Genomic DNA, 17,810 nt, shown 5'->3' with positions numbered 1-17,810 from the left:
AATTACTTGCGCTTTTGTTTTCAAAATAACCAGTCATTTAGGATTGGCTTCAACATTAGTTTCGATTTTATTTTTAAAATAGCTAGTCATTTAAGGCTTTTTGGAAATAATTTATCGCAACTTATTTTGTAACGATTCCTTAGGGATTTTTGAAAAAAATTTAGCACAAGTTATTGTGTAACGATTGCTAAACACAAAAAGTGTAACGATTTTACTCGTTACACTTTTGCAAAACAAAACAATTACGCCCCTGTCTTTTAGCTTCATATAATGCACTATCAGCACGTTTTAATAGTTGCTCTCCAAGCTCGCCAAGCGTCCCAAGTTCGCCACTGCACTTTATTGCGCCACCGAGGCTGATTGTTAAAGGCCTACCGGGTAATAAGTCAGACCAATAAGCAATCTCTACGGCACTACGAATACGCTCAGCTAGCGCCTGTACTTGCTGATAGTTAGTTTCACAAAGAATAATAACAAACTCCTCACCACCAAAACGAGTCACGCTATCAACAGGTCGAATTTCGGACGATAGTATAGTCGCTAAACGCTTTAAAACATGATCGCCAATTTGATGCGAGAAATCATCATTGACCGTTTTAAAGTGATCAGCATCTATCATTAACAGTGCATAATCTTCCGTTTTACTATTAAGTTCATCATCTAACCAGCGACGATTATAAACTTCCGTTAAAGGATCGGTAAAAACATCGTGTTGCAATCGCTCTACAATTTCGTGGTGATCTTCTGCTTGATCTTTTAACACTTTATTTTCTATTTTAGTATGCTGAATCAGCAATAATCGTTGTTGCTTACTTAAACTAGAAAAATAATCACACTCCAACTTACCCACTGGAATTTTAACAATTAAATTCAACACGATCGAATGCGCTACTTTTTCACATACCAATGCCTCGGTAAATTTACCTAATTGAGCATACGCATTACTCAGCGTCTCATTAAATTTCTGCTCGATGAAATCAAGCCCTAGCCCTCTGATATTAAGGTTTGCACCAATGAGTAATTCAACCGCTTTTGATGCTTGTTTATCTGCAATTAAGCAGTTACCAAGCTCTAGTTTAAGCATAGAGTGCGTCCATGCTTCTAACCCTTTCTTTGCAACTTCAAGCCCTCGGTAAATCTCATTTAACGCCTTTTTTACCTGCCCCTGCTTGCGATATATTTTTGCCTGATAGAGAAACATGGAAGCTTCAAATTCAAAGACCATCGACAAAGCATCATTTTCACGACAAAAAGTGAGGTACTTTTGTGCTTTATTGTATTTTTTTAGTGAGAGGTAGCAAGAGACAATATGAAAGTATAAACGCGTAAGTGTCAGATCTGAATTCGACTTTGTACAGAGTAGTTCAGCCTGATTAAAGAAATTAAGCGCAGCCGCATGCTCTTCAACTATCTCTAATAGCGAACCAATACCTAACAGTGCTTGAATAAAAAAATCAACACTGCCCACTTCCGCACTGTATTCCCCCACTTTAAGCCAATTTTTTGCAGCTTGTTGGTACAAACCAAGGTCATTATTACGATAACTCAGGGTTGATAATACCTGCAATTTATCATCAGGTAGCGTGCTGATGGAAAAGAGTGCAACACCTCTTTCCAGTGAAGCTAAACTCTCCTTTGTTTTTCCTAGTGCTATCTGAATTTCTGATAAAAGCAACTCACCATGTAGCTTTTCACGATTACGGTACGCTATTTTTTCCACAAATTTACGGCATAAAAGCAGCGCATCTTCTGCTTGATTATTTTTAAACTTTTTTCTCGCTTGTTGCAGTAGAGGCATATCATCCATCATTCAACTCCCTCTATTTTATCAAGATAACTTTCTGTATTATCTAAAAAGGCTTTAATTGAAAAGGACTTAACCTTAGGCAACGCGTCACCTTTTTCTATTCGCCACCATGGATAAGCGGCTAATATCGCCTCTAAAGAGGCCAACATCTGGGCTTGCTTCCCCTCTTCAAGTTGGAATAACAGTGCCAGACGACTTCTCTTAAAACGGGTGATAAGTTCATTGGGCTGACATAAAGCATGTACAATCGGCAAAATAGCAATAAGCTCCTTTTCACTATTAAGTTCGAGTATAAAAACGGCTCTGTTTTTTTCTGATAAGGCACGCTGGCACGCATATAACCAGATTGATGCTTCCCTGAAAGCTGGAAATCCCCCCTCGGATGCATTAAACGCGCCCGCCTCTAAACGGCCAATTAATAATTCTGCTTTATAATTCAATATATCAACACTTAATTCGCAGTTATCTTTGCCCAGTGCAATACTACGGCTACGTAACAGCTTCACTGAAAAGTGACGATATTTCTTATAATAAAAAAGCATCGATTGCTCATTGTTTAATTTATTTTCTAATTCAAAGCGCAACCAATATAACTCCGACAACAATTCAAGCAGATTAAACTGCAGCGCAACAACCTCTGCCTTATCTAGATAATGACGCGCGTTCTCATATTTCTGATGTGCAATTGCAACGACAGCACAACTGATTGGCGCATGTACTTCCATCCAACGGGCACGAGTTTTAACCGCAATTTTATTGGCTTCATGAGCAATCCGCTCAGATTCATCAAAACGTCCTAAATTAGCAAGGGCAATACTTTTTAGATCTTTTATCTCAGCCTGCCATGCAAAATCGGGATGATCTTGTAAGAACATGTCAGCTTTATTAAGTACTTCTAACATGAGGGGATACTGCTTTAAACTAGAAAGCGCCCAACTTAATAAGATAGCACTTTTACCCGCTAACACATTAAGATCATACTGCTCAGCCAGTGTCATCGCTAAAGAGAGTGCAGAATAGGAAAGCTTCAACTCTTTATTAATTCGCCATACATTACCGACGCCAATTAACGACTCAATTTGTATGTTGAGCTGATTATGTACCAGCGATTTTTCCATCGCTAAATTCCAAAAATTGTGTGCAGAACGAAAGCGATCTAACCCCCAATATTGTTGTGCATAGATATGATACAGCTCAGAAAGGTATTGGCTTTCAAACTCAGGTAACAAGAGTTTCTCGCCTCGTTGGCATAATTTTATGCCTTTTTCATATTGATTAAGGTGCCATGCAATACGCGCAAGTTGCATCGTTGCGACCAACTGAGCACGATGGTCATTAAGTGTTTGTGCACGCGTAAAAACACGCAAAATTTTGAGCTCTGCTTGCTGAGGGTTTTCTACAATTAGTACTTCAATATCTTTCAAAGCAAGTGTTAAAGGACTCGCGTTTTCAATGACCATTGCAACCTTAAATAGTTCTAAAAAACATAATTATATAGTGAATAAAATACCATATCTGTACAGTAAATTGGTATTATTCCATTTTTTATTGGTTAATATTTGAAGGTAAGCACAGATTAACGCAAGCAGATAACAACGATTAAACACTGGACAGATGGCATAGATTTTGCTTGTTTGTTATATCATCAATCAAGCAAGGATGTCTTACGATTTTGTTATATAAACCCCAGCATAAAAACAGTAGAAATAACCGTTCCACTTCAAATTTGAAGTGGTTAACGGCGCTATTGTTATCGTTATTTTTGACAGGTTGTGTGTTAACAAATGAAAAAGTAGTTACTGAACAGGCATTACTAAAGCAACAGTTAGATGACCATATCCAAGAGTGGCAAGCCGTCAAACCCATTATTGAACGTTTAACGCAGTCAGAAAAAGATCTCAACTTTTTGATTGCAGAGCTAGAGAAACAATCTAGCTTAGAAAATGAACCCAGTGATAAACAGTTAAATCAAGATGCTTTATTTACAGCACCACCTCCTGCAAAGAAGAAGGAGGTAGTTTATGCTCACTCATCAACCATATTTGCAATACATCTCGCTTCTTATAAAAAGCAGAATAGCCTGATAAAGGGTTGGCATATTTATCAAAAAAAATACCCAACGTTTTTAAAAGACAAAAAAGCGATGATGCAAATCATTGACATCTCAGGTACACAATATCGACGTTTAATTGCGGCGCCTTATACGAATGCAGAGGTGGCGTTAAAAGCGTGTAATAAAGTAAAACAACAACAAGATTTTTGTACTGTGGTGAGTTATGACAGATGAATGCGAACTGTGATACAGCTCTCACCTCCACCAATAAAAACTCAAGTAATGGTCAATATTGCCGATAACAGTTTAGATGACAAATCTAAATTCAAATGGAGTATTTCATGATAAACAAAGTAACTTTAAATAGAAGCAGGTTAGTGACTGCAATCATTCTCTCTTTTGGAGTGACACAAGCGATTGCCCAAACAGAAACTGCAATTCCTGCAACGGTTACCGTGGCAAACACAATCACATTAGATAAAATAACCAATTTAAATTTTGGTACTGTGGCAGCCAAAGCATCCACAGCAGGGGCTGCTGATGTTGCAACACTTATCTTACCTGCCGATGCCACTGCCACGGCAATAACCTCTCCGGGTACAGCCTCTTTCATTAATATTGTGACCCCTGGAAGTCCTGCTACTTTTGAAATTTCAGGGGTTGCTCCTGACACGTCATTAACACTTGACCTTCCAGGCTCAGCCATTACATTAGAAGCTCCTACACCAGCCACAAATTTCTCTGTTGATGGCTGGAGTGCATTTATCACCAGCGGCCCAAATGCAGGCAGTGCTTATACCGATGGCTCCCCAAATTTAAAATCTGATGTTGATGGAAAGGTTAACTTTAGTGTTGGTGCAACACTCTCTACTGATCTTAGGGTTGACGCAAAAAATGTAGGCACATATACTGATGATATCTATACAGGTATATTTGATATCACTGTTAACTACTAACAATGCTTAAACCTACCGATAAACTTTCCCTTCAATACATCGGGAAGTTTATCGCTCTTTTTTTTGCTTTTTCTCCCTTCTCTTATGCAAACGAACAACTTATCACCGAGCAACCTCTCTCATTTGGTATCATCGCCATTGCAAAATCCCCCCATATTAAACAGTTAACCGTCAATACAGATGGACAATTACAACACAGTAAAGGGATCTATATTCTGCAACCTGGTCACGTGGCAAAATTCAGCCTTATTGGCTACCCTGCAAATACCATGCTGATGATCAACGCAACAATCATCAAACCGGCAATGGATATAAACAATAGCCTTAAACTAATAAAAATCATCACTAAACAAACTGTCACCACTGATGGCACAGGTTTTGCTACTATCATTGTTGGTGGTACGCTACAAAGTACAGGGCAGCCTAAAAACCTTGATAAAAAAGCAAATTACCAAGCACAAATTGCAATTGATATTCACTATTAAATAGGTTTTTTATGTTCAAATATATTCATTGTTTTATTAAATCCATTTTTTTTACCCTTTTTTTTGTGGTCATACCTTGTCAAGCTAGCCTGCTTGTCTCCCCTACCTACCTTACTTTTACTGATAGGCTGCGTAGCGAAAAGATAGTTATCATCAATACAGGAGAAGTGACTCGAAGCTACCGAATCGGCTGGAGACAGATGCAAGCTTTACCACAAGGGGGTTATAAAACGCTTAATGAAACACAAGCAAAGTCATTTAATACGGCCAGCGATATGATCCGCTATAGCCCAAGACAGGTCACATTAAGAGCGGGAGAGCGTCAAGTCATCAAATTAGCACTGCGTCGCCCTAAAGGATTAGCGGATGGAGAATATCGGTCTCATCTGATGCTCACTGCATTGCCGCCTAAAAATAAAAATAGCGAAGATAATAGCTCTATTCATTTAAAGTTATTACTGAGTTACACACTGCCCGTGACTGTCCGACAAGGCAATAGCACACCTCCACAGGCTGAGATTAATAAAATCAATCTTAGCTTTGATAAAGAGCATCAAAAAACTTACATCAATCTGTCATTTATTCGTCATGGTCTATTTTCAGCAAAGGGTAATATAAAAGTCTATTTTACCCCAACCGATAGCGATCAAGAATCTCATATCGCCACACTTAATAACTACACGATTTATCCTGAACTTAATAAAAGTTTTACACGCATAACGTGGACTAACGCCCCTTTTACAACGGGAAAATTACGGATCACTTACCAAGGTTTAAAACCCTATCAAGATATTACGATCAGTGAAAAAGCACATCAAATAACCACTCAACAGCTTTTAAAAAGTGAGTAGATAAACCGTGCACTACCGTGTGTTTCTTTTACTTTTAATCACCGTGCCTGCTTATGCACTCGATAAGCTGAGCCTGCAAACGCTACTTGATAATCCCGCATTGCAGGCAACGCTAGAGCGCATTACAACAAAAACAGCAAAGAGTGATAGACCTCATGATATAGAGCAAGAGATAACAGGCATCGCAAGCGGAGAGGAATTATTACTCTCTTTATATGTAAAGCAGTATTACCTCTCTGATCTGTATGCGTATAAAAATGCTAACAATGCACAGATTGGCTTAGACAGTCTATTTCAACTACTTGATTTTGCTATTAATGTTGATCTTGAATCAAAAAGTGCAACGGGTTGGTTTATCAGTGAAGATAAACCCTTTTCGCTGGATTGGAATGATACTAATAATATTCTGGTTAATGGCAAGGTAGCCTCCCTCACTAAAGCACAATACCGTATTGAATATGACGATATCTATATTGATGCTGATATTCTTAACCACTGGTTTGGGCTTGATTTTATCTTTAATTTTAACGACTTAAAGGTTGAGGTAAAAAGTGATGAGCGATTACCGATAGAGCAAAAAATTGCCAGAGAAAAACAGGCAACCTATAAAAATAGTAACAGCAAAGCGACCCTACCTTGGAAACCTTCAAGCTATCAAATGTTATCAACCCCACTGATCGATGTTCAATTAAACGCATCAACCAACAAAAATGGCCACTATGGCAGCTACTCTGTACTGGCAAGCCATGACTTGGCTTATCTTAATAGTCAGTTATTTGTCAGTGGTAATAAAAGTGATAGCTTAAGCGATCTGCGTTTAACACTGTCTAAAGAGGATGCCAATGGGGAACTCTTAGGATTATTAGGCGCGACAGAGTACCAGTTTGGTGATATTACCCCAGTTAAAACAGCCATTGGGGATACTGGTGGTATTGGTCGCGGTTTTTTAATCAGCAATAAAAAACTGAATAATATCGACAACAACCGCAGCACAACATTTAGTGGCAATATTCAACCCGGTTGGGATATTGAGCTTTATCGTAATGGGTTATTAATTGATAAGCAGTTAACTGTTTCTAATGGGCGTTATGACTTTAAAGATGTAGATCTTCTGTTTGGTGATAACCAGTTTGAATTGATTTTTTATGGCCCTCAAGGGCAAGTTCGCAGCGAAAATTACCAATATTATATTGATGGTAATGCATTAAAAGCCAAACAAAGTGAATACGCCTTTTCGACCGTAGAAGTAGAAGAGACTCTTTTTGGCATTTCCAGTGTCACCAAGCGAAATCAACCGGGGTGGTTGTCAACACTCACATACGACCAAGGTATTACTGATTGGCTATCTCTCAATGGGGGTGTTGAAGCATTAAGCGCAACGCTTGGAGAAGATACTTATACGTACTCCGTCGGGTCAAACTTAACCATTTTAAAGCAACTACTACTCAGTGCAGACTTTCAACAAGATGACGGCAAGCACCAAAAAAGCAGTTACACGGCACGAACGCAAATCGCACAACATGCCTTTAATTTTACCTATGAGTGGCAAGACCACTTTAAATGGCAAATTCCCGATGAGATCAATACCCGTCAAGAGATGACGTTTAGTATGGTGGGCAATATACTAAAAAATTCATTTTTACCGATTAACTACCAAAATTACTGGCGACAAACACAATATAATCAAGCAAACCAAACCGATGAATTTAGCAATCAAATCGCTTTTTATACCCCTCTTGCCTCTGTAACGCATAAAATATCACTGTTTGACTACGATACAGAGCAAGCAACCCAAAATATAAAAGGTTTCTTGCGTTTACAACGCAGCTTTGGCTCTGTTTACACCCGTTTACAAGGCAGTTATGAGCTACAACCAGAATCTAAATTAACACAAGTGCGTGGCGAACTGTCCTATCCCTTCACTGAGTATTTACAATCAGAATTGAGTGTTGATTATTATCCACTTAACCAACACTATCGCACCCAACTGGGCTTAAATTGGTTATCAGATAAATTCAGCATCAATAGCACCCTTTCATACGATGATTCAGGACTTTGGAGTGCAGGTATTTTTACCCGCTTTAGTTTTGGATATGATCCGATGACAGAAAGTTATCTTATATCACAACGCTCTATCGCTAATAATGGCGCGTTAATGGTACGTGTTTATGAAGATAAAAACCTGAATCAACAATTTGATGAAGGAGAGCCTTTGCTTGAAGGCGTGAAAATAAAGGGAGTTCAAAGTCGCCAACGAGCAGAAACAGATCAATATGGTATTGCGACTTTATATGGTCAATCAGGCTCAAAAGCCTCTGATATTATTTTAGATAAAGAGAGCATAGAAGATCCCTTTTTAATCCCTAGCAACGAAGGATTTTCAATCACCGCGCGTAAGGGCTATATCAATGTTTTAGAGTTTTCACTGGTTACCGCCAGTGAACTTGAAGGCACTGTCTATTTAAAAAATAAAGCAGGTGAACTAAAAACGATTCCCTATATAAAAGTATTATTACATAACCAAGCAGGAGAGCTGATCAAAACCACTGAAACCGAATTTGATGGTTATTACCTTTTTACCGAGTTATTACCCGGTGAATATAACGCTTCGCTAGAGATCGCTTATAGTAAAAAGAAAAAACTAAAACAAGCCGAAAATATAACAGTTAGTTTACAAGGAAATGTGATCAACGGGGCTGATTTTACACTCATTGAGCTTGAGTTTATTAAAGGTTATAGCGCAACGTTAGGTAGTTTTCACTCTTTGTCGATGCTTAAAACTTACTGGCAACTGCTCAAAAATAGCTACAGTAATGCACTTAATCAGCAGGTTTTTTATATGCAAAACAAGCAAACGCACCTCTATGATCTACATGGTGCTTTCTTTAAACAGAAACAACAAGCTGTAGAAGCATGTTTGTATTTAGATCTAAAAAAAATAAACTGTGAAGTAAATAACTTTGAATTTGATATCACATCAGACTAGAATAAAATTTAAACAATTCAATTACAAAACTACATAAAGGATTATGATGAAAATGAAACTCACGTTTACCATTGTTTTATCTACTTTATTAACACTCACAGGTTGCGTAAGTAACTCTGAGCCGTCTGCTGAAATGGAAAAAATAACCAATCAACAAGCTGAAATTGAGATACTCAAGGAACAACAACTTGAGTTTAAAAATCAGTTCGCTATTTGGCAAGAGATGCAACCCAACATAGCGCGTTTAGTGGTAATTGAAGATGAGTTAAATACACTCATTCAACAACTTCGAGATTTAACCAAAGAGAGCAAGATGAAAGCCCGCGAAGAAAAACGTAAAATACGTGAAGCACGCCCTTTCTATATGTTACAACTCGCTTCTTTAAATAGCCTCGATAATTTGAAAAAAAATTGGGATGAACAACAACAATTATACCCTGAAATTTTAAATGGCTTAGCGGCGCGTTATCAGCAGATTAAAGTGCAAGGGAAGCAGTATTATCGTTTAAAAGTGGGTGAGTTTAACCAAAAATCTGACGCGCTAACAACCTGCAAAGCATTAATCACCCAGCAAGCAAACTGCATTGTGGTTAATAATACAGGTAAAAAACTATAATATTAACGCCTAATGGAATGAGCAGTATTACAGAAAAAATACCACTGGACGTGTTAAAAATATAACCACGAAGTCGCTACGCGGCACAGAGAACACCAAGTAAAACCGAAACTGGTTATTGTGTTCTTCCTTTTTCTTCGTGGTTAATTACTTTAGTTAGGCCTGTTTACCAAGGCCTAACTAAAGGCGCAGCTAAAGCTGCACGTCCAAATAAATAAGACGGATGTTCTACAAACGCCTTACCCCTGACACATCTTTCAACTGCTGTAATTTAGTGACCAACTTACTAATATCCTCGCTATTATAAACCTCTAAGCTCAAGTCAATCGTCGCTGATTGGTTTTTAATATTAGACATACTGTTTACCCCTAATACATTCACTTTTTCATTAGAAAGTAATGTGGTGATATCTTTTAATAAACCACTACGATCTAGTGCTTCAAGGCGTAGTGTCATTGAATAACCCGATGAATGAGAATCTCCCCAACTCGCTTCAATAATACGTTCTGGATGTGCATCACGTAGATCTGCTAACTGTTCACACTTTTTACGATGCACCGAAATACCTCGTCCTTGGGTAATATAACCCGCAATAGGCTCACCTGGAATCGGCTGACAACAGCGTGCAACGCTATGTAGTAAGTTACCAACACCATCCATAATAATATTACTGCCCGTTGGTTTGGGGGTAAAGCTGCGCTTACGTTTTTCTAATGCTTCAAGGGCTGCTATATCTTGTTGCTCTAACGTTTTCTGATGGTGAAAAGCATCTAAAAAATGCACAAGCTGGTTAAGACGCAAGTCACCGTTACCAATACCTGCAAAAATATCATCATCACAACCGACATTAAAACGCTCAACTGCTGGGGACACATCACTGAGTTTTAACTTTATTTTGTGTAGCTCAACTTCCAGTAACTCTCGCCCTGCATGAATGTTTTTATCTCTATCTTGCTTTCTAAACCAAGTCGCGACCTTATGACGCGCCCGAGGTGCATTGATATAACCAAGGGCAGGATTTAACCAATCACGACTTGGATTGGGCTCTTTTTGGGTGAGAATTTCAACTTGATCACCCGTTTTTAGCTGATAGGTAAAAGGCACAATATGGTTAGCTATTTTTGCGCCAATACAGCGATGCCCTACTTGGCTATGAATATAATACGCAAAATCAAGCGGTGTTGAGCCTGCAGGTAAGTCAATCACTTCACCTTTGGGTGTAAACACATAAACTCTGTCATCAAAGACTTGGCTACGCACTTCATCAACTAAGCTTTCACTGTCCGTTAAATCTTCCTGCCAAGCAAGCAGTTTACGCAACCATGCGATCTTTTCTTCGTAACCTGCCGCTGATTTCCCACCTGCACTGCCCTCTTTATACTTCCAATGAGCGGCCACACCAAGCTCTGCATCATCGTGCATCTGCTGGGTACGAATTTGTACTTCTATCGCTTTACCCTCATCACCTAAAACAATGGTATGGATAGATTGATAACCATTGGCTTTGGGGTTAGCGATGTAATCATCAAACTCACTGGGAATATGGTGCCATAACGTATGAATAGCACCCAGTGCTGCGTAGCAATCTTGTAATTTATCAACCACCACACGCACGGCGCGTACATCATAAAGCTGTTCAAATTGAAGCTCTTTTTTCTGCATCTTTAAATAGATACTGTAGATATGCTTCGGTCGCCCATAAGCGCTACCTTTGACATTCATCTCATCTAACGAGCTTTGTACTTTATTGACAAAATCTTGAATATAGTTTTCACGATCAATGCGTTTTTCAGCCAGTTGTTTAGCGAGTTTTTTATAGATTTCTGGTTGTAGATAACGGAACGAGAGATCTTCTAACTCCCATTTTAACTGACCAATGCCTAGACGATTTGCAAGCGGAGCATAAATAGAGGAAATTTCCCGTGCCACTAATACTTTTGTCTCTTCATCAGCGCCTTTAACTTGGCGCAGATAACAGATACGTTCGGCCAATTTAATAACCACCGCACGCACATCTTCTACCATTGCCAGCAACATATGACGCAAGTTATCAACTTGAGAAGCTGCTATTTTAGTAGAGCCTTGATTTTGCAATGCGCGGATCCCTTCCATATCCATCGCCCCTTTTACCAGCTTTGCAATACGTTTAGGCCACATCTCGTTTACTTGATCTTGAGTCAATATTTGATGGTCTAACAGCGGAAAGATAAGTGCGGCATTCAGGGTATCCATATCCATGTTAAGGGTAACAAGGATCTCCACCATCTCTGTGCCTAACTCTAATAAGGGTAGCTGATCGGGTTGCACACAAAGGGTGATCACTTTTTGGTAATTTTCTAACAAGTTTTTTTGATCGTTATGATTTAACCCAAGTGTCGTCACCCACTTTTTAGGATCTTTTTGTGCCGTCTGAAAAAAATGTGTATCACGAACTGAAACCATTAAAAAACTCCAAAATATTTACCAAACGAAACGAATTTAAACAGTGCAGGACTAAAGTCCCGCTTCCAAACCAACCAATATATCACTTGGAAGTGGGACTTCAGTCCTGCCTTTGGGGTGTTTAAGAAAGCAAACTTATTTTGTAAACAGTGCCATCGACTCCATATGCCCTGTTTGTGGGAACATATCTAATAAACCTAACTTAGCGAGTTTATAACCTTTTGCCAATAATAGTTGGCTATCACGCGCAAGCGTCACGGGATCACAAGAAACATAAACAATATGCGAGGGTTTTAAGGAGATAATAAACGCAATAGACTCAAGCGCACCCGCTCGTGCGGGATCCAGTAACACCTTATTAAAGTCGCTGCTTGCCCACGGCTGTTTTATCAAGTCTTCTGCACTTAAATCTGCTTGATAAAACTGCGCATTCGTTATCTCATTTAATAGCGCATTTTTTGAGGCGCGATCAACCATCTTTTGAATACCCTCAACACCAACAACCGTTTTAACCTGTTTAGCTATCGGTAGGGTAAAGTTACCTAAACCACAGAAGAGATCTAATACCTTATCTTGTTTTTCTAACGCCAACCAGTTTAATGCTTGTTGCACCATTTTTTGATTAACGGCTTCATTTACCTGTAAGAAATCGGTGGCATTAAAATTAAGTGTGCATTGCCAATCAGGTAGCTGGTAACTGAGTTCATTTTTTCCCGCTAAACAGATAAGCTCATTTTTAGAGGGCTGGCTAAAAAAATTGACTTGATATTGCTTTGAAAATGCACTGATTAATTGTAAATCAGCACTGGGTAACACTTTCAGATGACGCAATAAAATAACCACACCTTGGTCTGACCAAATCATTTCAATATGGCCTAAATCAGCTTTGATTTTTAGACTATTAAGCAATGCTTTAACAGGGACAATTAGCGCGGACAGTGGTGTTTTTAATACCGGACAAACTTTTTGGTCAATCAAATCATTTGTTAAAGCACGACGAAACCCCATCTGCACTTTTTTTGATTTTCTATCAAACTGCACGCCAAAACGGGCGCTACGACGATAACCCCACTGTTCATCTTTAATCACAGGCTCAAGCTTTAGGGGTGTTTGCTTAGCAAAGCGAGCAAAAAGATCCATCAGCCCCACTGATTTAATATTAATCTGCTTGTCTTGTGTTGTATGTTGTAAATGGCAACCTCCACACTGCTCATAATGCGGGCAACTTGGTGGGATGCGAAATTCACTCGCTTGAATAATGTTTACTATTAACGCTTTGCTATAACGTTTTTTACTCTCTGTTACCTGTACATCAAACGACTCACCGTTTAATGCTCCCTCTATAAAAAGAGGTTTATTTTGAAAAAAGGCAATGCCTCGCCCTTGGTGATCTAGCTTTTCCACCAATACATTTTTCAAAATACGATTTTTTATACTATTTTTAGGTGATGCTTTAAAGAACTGAGCCATAAGTTATTCACAGGTGAGAGAAGCTATGCCATCATAGCTTTACTGATACTTATGATACTGAAAAATGTAAATTCAGCAAAGTAAATTAACGCATTCATTTCATCGACTAAAAATTAGAAAAATTGCCTATGACAAAATATGGACTGCGCGCACAAGTCATCACCTACACCATTTTACCGACCATTTTAATTGGTGGTTTACTGGCGGGTTATTTTACCTTCAATCGGTATATGCAGGCCAATGACTTTCTGATCAACCGTGCTATCAATATCACTGAGCCACTGGCCATTGCCAGTGAATATGGCATACAGGATGATACGCGCACTATTTTGAGGCGTATTATTGGCTCAACTCAACTTAAAAATAGTGGCATGATTAAAAGCATCGCTATTTTTGATGCACAAAATAAACTCTTTGTGACCAGTAACTATCATCGTAATTTCCAGATTTTAAAAATTGAGGAAGGGCAAAGTATTCCTGAGATAACACAGGTAATACACCATGCGAAGAGCATTGTTGTGCATAGCCCTATTATTGATGAATCTAACTTTCTAGAGTATCAGCTCACTTTTGATCAACCACGCAAGGTGATTGGTTATGTCTCACTTGAAATCAATAGAACCCAAGTAGACCTGTTACTGTTTCGTGATGCTGCGTTCTCAATCCTTGTGGTGTTAATTGGTATTATAGGCAGTCTATTTTTTGCCTTTCGACAAGCAAAACGTATTACCGCCCCTATCTCAGAGATGGCCTCTGTGGTTGAAAAAATCAGTCTTGGGCGATTAAATTCGCGCGTAGAAGGTAATTATTCCGGTGAAATTGAATCTCTGCAAGAGGGAATCAACCAGATGGGTCTTGCGATGTCTAAGCACCATGAGGAGATGCAGGAAAATATCGACCAAGCCACCAGTGAACTACGCGAAACGCTGGACTTGATGGAAGTGCAGAATATTGAACTGGATATCACTCGAAAAGAGGCACAGCAAGCGGCCTCAGTGAAATCAGAGTTCCTTGCCAATATGAGTCATGAACTACGTACCCCCCTTAATGGAGTCATTGGTTTTGCAAGACAACTGTTAAAAACACAGATGACCATCACGCAAGTGGATTATCTGCAAACGATTGAGCGTTCAGCAGGTAACTTACTTAATATCATCAATGATATTTTAGACTTCTCTAAACTAGAAGCAGGTAAATTAACCCTTGAACATATCCCCTTTGATCTACGTGAATGTATCGATGAAACGATGCATCTACTTGCGCCAAGTGCTCATGAGAAAAAATTGGAACTGAGTATGATGGTGGGCGCTGAAGTACCACATGATGTGCTTGGTGATGCAATGCGATTACAACAGATTTTGACCAACCTTATTGGTAATGCGATTAAGTTTACTCAAAAAGGAAATATTGAGGTACAGATCCAACGTATTAACCAAGAAGATGATATCAATAATAATGTCACCCTCAAGATAATGATCTCCGATACGGGTATTGGTATCAGCGAAAAACAACAAGCGCAGCTGTTTGAAGCCTTTGGCCAAGCAGACAGCAGTGTCACCCGCCAATATGGAGGTACGGGATTAGGCCTTGTGATCACCCAAAAGCTGGTCTCTGAAATGCACGGTGGGATTGATCTTGTTTCTGCTCCGGATCAAGGGTCAACGTTCTGGTTCACTATTCAAATAGAAAAAAATAGCCACAGCCCATTAGAGAAATTGCCTATTGGGCACCTTAAAGGACAATCAGTTTTAGTCTACGAAAGTAACGAATATGCAGCGCGTGCTTGCTCACAACTGCTTAACCAGTGGCAAACAACACTTACGCTGACAGAAACAGAATTACAGCTACAACGTAGCCTCGATAAACAATATGACACCATCGTCATTGGCCATAGCCAATGTGATAATCTGCAACCACTGCTCGCTCATATTGAAAAAGCAAAAAACTTTACCAACAATATTGTGGTGCTTATTAATTCAAGTGATCCCAGTATTTTTGAAGTGATTCAAACCATGGGCATTAACCACTGCCTGAGTAAACCGATTAACCATAAACATCTCGCTAACGCATTAGTCACCGACAAGCAGTTAAACCAACAGTTAATACAACCTAAAAATCTGCCGGTGTTATTACGTAAAGATATCAATGTAATGGCCGTAGATGATAACCCCGCTAACCTTAAATTGATGGAAGCGATGCTAAAAGACAGAGTTAACCATGTAACAACCTGTGTAAATGGTCAATTAGCCGTTGATCATTCGCAATTGCAAAAATTTGATCTGATCTTTATGGATATTCAGATGCCGATTTTAGATGGCATCAGCGCTTGTTTAAAAATAAAAGATGGAAAAACAAACAATGAAACACCTATCATTGCGGTAACAGCCCATGTATTACCCGGTGAAAAAGAGCAGTTCTTGCAACAGGGGATGGATGACTGTTTAGCAAAACCAATTGATGAACTTGCACTGCAACAAATTATCAATCGTTGGACACCTGATGCAAAAATATTAGCGCTCTCCAGCACAACAACACCACAAACAACCAGCTTAACGACTACAACGCTCTCCTTTGATTGGCAACTTGCACTGAAACAATCAGCAGGTAAAGAAGATCTCGCCAAAGAGATGCTTACTATGTTAATCAATGAGTTTGATGAGATAAAAGCCAGTGCCGATAAAGCAATAAATAGTGAGATAGACAATGTACATTTTGCACAGATCATCCACAAGTTTCATGGTGGCTGTAGTTACAGTGGCGTGCCTAAATTGAAGAAGATAGCAGGGTTAATTGAGCAGGAGCTTAAACAAGGAATGAGCCCTGACCTTTTAGAGCCAGAGCTATTAGAGTTATTAGATGAACTTGATAATGTACAACGTGATGCGCAACAGTATTTAGCTTAACGCCACCTTTTCCTCAGTGCTGATATGTAGCTGTCTGGTTGGGAAAGCAAACTCGGCATTATTCTGCTCAACAATATGGGCAACTTTTAACAACACATCCTGTTTAATTTCATGGAATGCGACCCAGTTTGTTGTTTTGGTAAAGGTGTAGATAAAAAAATCTAATGAAGAGTTGTTAAACAGATCAAAATTGACAATCAAAGTCTGCTTATTATCAATCTCCGCATGATTCTGTAGCATCTCACGCACCTCGTTAATAATTTTCTCAACCTGACTGATATCGCTGTAACGTAAACCAAATGTCTCTTTAATACGGCGATTGCTCATGCGTGATGGATTCTCTACAATAATTTGGGTGAACAGACTATTAGGTACATATAATGGGCGCTTATCAAAGGTACGAATACGCGTAATGCGCCAACCAATGTCTTCCACCGTACCTTCGATTGATTTATCAGGACTGCGGATCCAATCCCCCACTTTGAAAGGTTTGTCCATATACACCATCAGTGCCCCAAACAGGTTAGAAAGTAAGTCTTTAGAGGCCATGCCTACCACCAACCCGCCCATCCCACCAAACGCTAAAACCCCCGAAATACTGACTCCTAGCGTTTGAATGACCGATAAAATAATAATGGTCGTTACTGATAATTTCGCCAGTTTAGCCATCGCAGTGACCGTCGTGGTATCTTTATCGTCATGATCCACAAACGTGCTTTCTGCCTTATTAACCAGTCGCCAAAACGCCCAACCCACTAACAATAAGATTGATATTTTTTGCACTAATGGCAGGTAGTTCGAGATCAGTAAATCTTCACTTTCCGCCACCACACGTAGCGCCATTGACCCACCCATCAATGCAATTAACCAATTCATCGGTCGCCAGACGGCAAACCATGCGATGTCATCCCACTGATTTGTGGTGCGCTCTATTATCTTTTGTGTTTTTTTAGTAAAAGCACGCCACATCAGTTGCAGTAACAATGTTATAAACAGCACCAGTGCAAAATTTGCTACCCAGTTGCCGATATTCAACGCGATTAATAATTGTTGTAAATATAATTCAACTTGCTCAATCATTGTTATTCCTAAGGAATCGTTACACAATAACTTGCGCTAAATTTTTTCAAAAACCCTGAAATGACTGGTTATACCAATAACAGTAAATAGCTGATCTATTTTACTGGTTAAAACAACTCACTTCCGCGTTGTAATTTTCGTAAAGGGAACAACCATTTACG

12 protein-coding genes are annotated in these 17,810 nt (G+C 39.1%); 7 read left to right on the top strand and 5 right to left on the bottom strand.

Going from position 1 to position 17,810, the window contains the following annotated elements:
• Positions 1-211: 211 nt before the first annotated feature.
• Together G322_RS0111155 and G322_RS0111150 are read right to left on the bottom strand one after the other, a co-directional pair.
• Complete coding sequence (locus tag G322_RS0111155) at positions 212-1,810, bottom strand: GGDEF domain-containing protein (protein WP_084683727.1); 1,599 nt, start codon at positions 1,808-1,810, stop codon at positions 212-214.
• Positions 1,807-3,267 (bottom strand): hypothetical protein, encoded by a 1,461-nt coding sequence (locus tag G322_RS0111150; RefSeq protein WP_022941862.1) that lies wholly within the window; start codon positions 3,265-3,267, stop codon positions 1,807-1,809. The genes G322_RS0111155 and G322_RS0111150 overlap by 4 nt, the downstream gene beginning before the upstream one ends.
• Positions 3,268-3,479: 212 nt before the next feature.
• Between G322_RS0111150 and G322_RS0111145 the strand changes: the two genes are divergently transcribed.
• The 6 genes from G322_RS0111145 to G322_RS0111120 all read left to right on the top strand — a co-directional run bounded on the left by G322_RS0111145 (position 3,480) and on the right by G322_RS0111120 (position 9,754).
• Entirely contained in the window at positions 3,480-4,094 is a 615-nt protein-coding gene (locus tag G322_RS0111145) for a hypothetical protein (protein WP_022941861.1), read from the top strand.
• A 107-nt stretch (positions 4,095-4,201) separates the two neighbouring features.
• A complete protein-coding gene (locus G322_RS0111140) occupies positions 4,202-4,816 on the top strand; it encodes a DUF4402 domain-containing protein (protein ID WP_022941860.1) in 615 nt (204 codons plus the stop codon).
• Positions 4,817-4,818: 2 nt separating this feature from the next.
• The gene (locus tag G322_RS0111135; RefSeq protein WP_022941859.1) at positions 4,819-5,301 is read left to right on the top strand and encodes a DUF4402 domain-containing protein; all 483 of its coding nucleotides are present in this window, start codon (positions 4,819-4,821) and stop codon (positions 5,299-5,301) included.
• Positions 5,302-5,501: 200 nt separating this feature from the next.
• Positions 5,502-6,152 (top strand): fimbrial biogenesis chaperone, encoded by a 651-nt coding sequence (locus G322_RS20575; RefSeq protein ID WP_022941857.1) that lies wholly within the window; start codon positions 5,502-5,504, stop codon positions 6,150-6,152.
• Positions 6,153-6,159: 7 nt separating this feature from the next.
• The gene (locus tag G322_RS20570; RefSeq protein WP_022941856.1) at positions 6,160-9,138 is read left to right on the top strand and encodes an SdrD B-like domain-containing protein; all 2,979 of its coding nucleotides are present in this window, start codon (positions 6,160-6,162) and stop codon (positions 9,136-9,138) included.
• A 52-nt stretch (positions 9,139-9,190) separates the two neighbouring features.
• Positions 9,191-9,754, top strand: coding sequence for an SPOR domain-containing protein (locus G322_RS0111120; protein ID WP_169337481.1), 564 nt, complete (start codon positions 9,191-9,193; stop codon positions 9,752-9,754).
• A gap of 228 nt (positions 9,755-9,982) precedes the next feature.
• On the opposite strand, the gene relA is transcribed toward G322_RS0111120, so the two are convergent.
• Complete coding sequence (gene relA / locus G322_RS0111115; protein ID WP_022941854.1) at positions 9,983-12,196, bottom strand: GTP diphosphokinase; 2,214 nt, start codon at positions 12,194-12,196, stop codon at positions 9,983-9,985.
• Positions 12,197-12,331: 135 nt separating this feature from the next.
• Complete coding sequence (gene rlmD / locus G322_RS0111110) at positions 12,332-13,666, bottom strand: 23S rRNA (uracil(1939)-C(5))-methyltransferase RlmD (RefSeq protein WP_022941853.1); 1,335 nt, start codon at positions 13,664-13,666, stop codon at positions 12,332-12,334.
• Positions 13,667-13,794: 128 nt separating this feature from the next.
• On the opposite strand from rlmD, the gene barA reads away from it, so the two are divergent.
• Positions 13,795-16,569 carry a two-component sensor histidine kinase BarA gene (gene barA, locus G322_RS0111105; protein ID WP_022941852.1) on the top strand — a complete coding sequence of 925 codons (2,775 nt, stop codon included), beginning with the start codon at positions 13,795-13,797 and terminating at the stop codon, positions 16,567-16,569.
• On the opposite strand, the gene G322_RS0111100 is transcribed toward barA, so the two are convergent.
• On the bottom strand, positions 16,561-17,649 hold the full coding sequence (locus G322_RS0111100) for a mechanosensitive ion channel family protein (protein ID WP_022941851.1): 1,089 nt from the start codon (positions 17,647-17,649) through the stop codon (positions 16,561-16,563). The genes barA and G322_RS0111100 overlap by 9 nt on opposite strands.
• Positions 17,650-17,810 lie beyond the last annotated feature (161 nt).

It is taken from the genome of Psychromonas hadalis ATCC BAA-638, from assembly GCF_000420245.1.
GTDB classification, from domain to species: domain Bacteria; phylum Pseudomonadota; class Gammaproteobacteria; order Enterobacterales; family Psychromonadaceae; genus Psychromonas; species Psychromonas hadalis.
The sequence above is the reverse complement of the archived record's forward strand: the minus strand, read 5'-3'. Positions and strand labels throughout refer to the sequence as shown.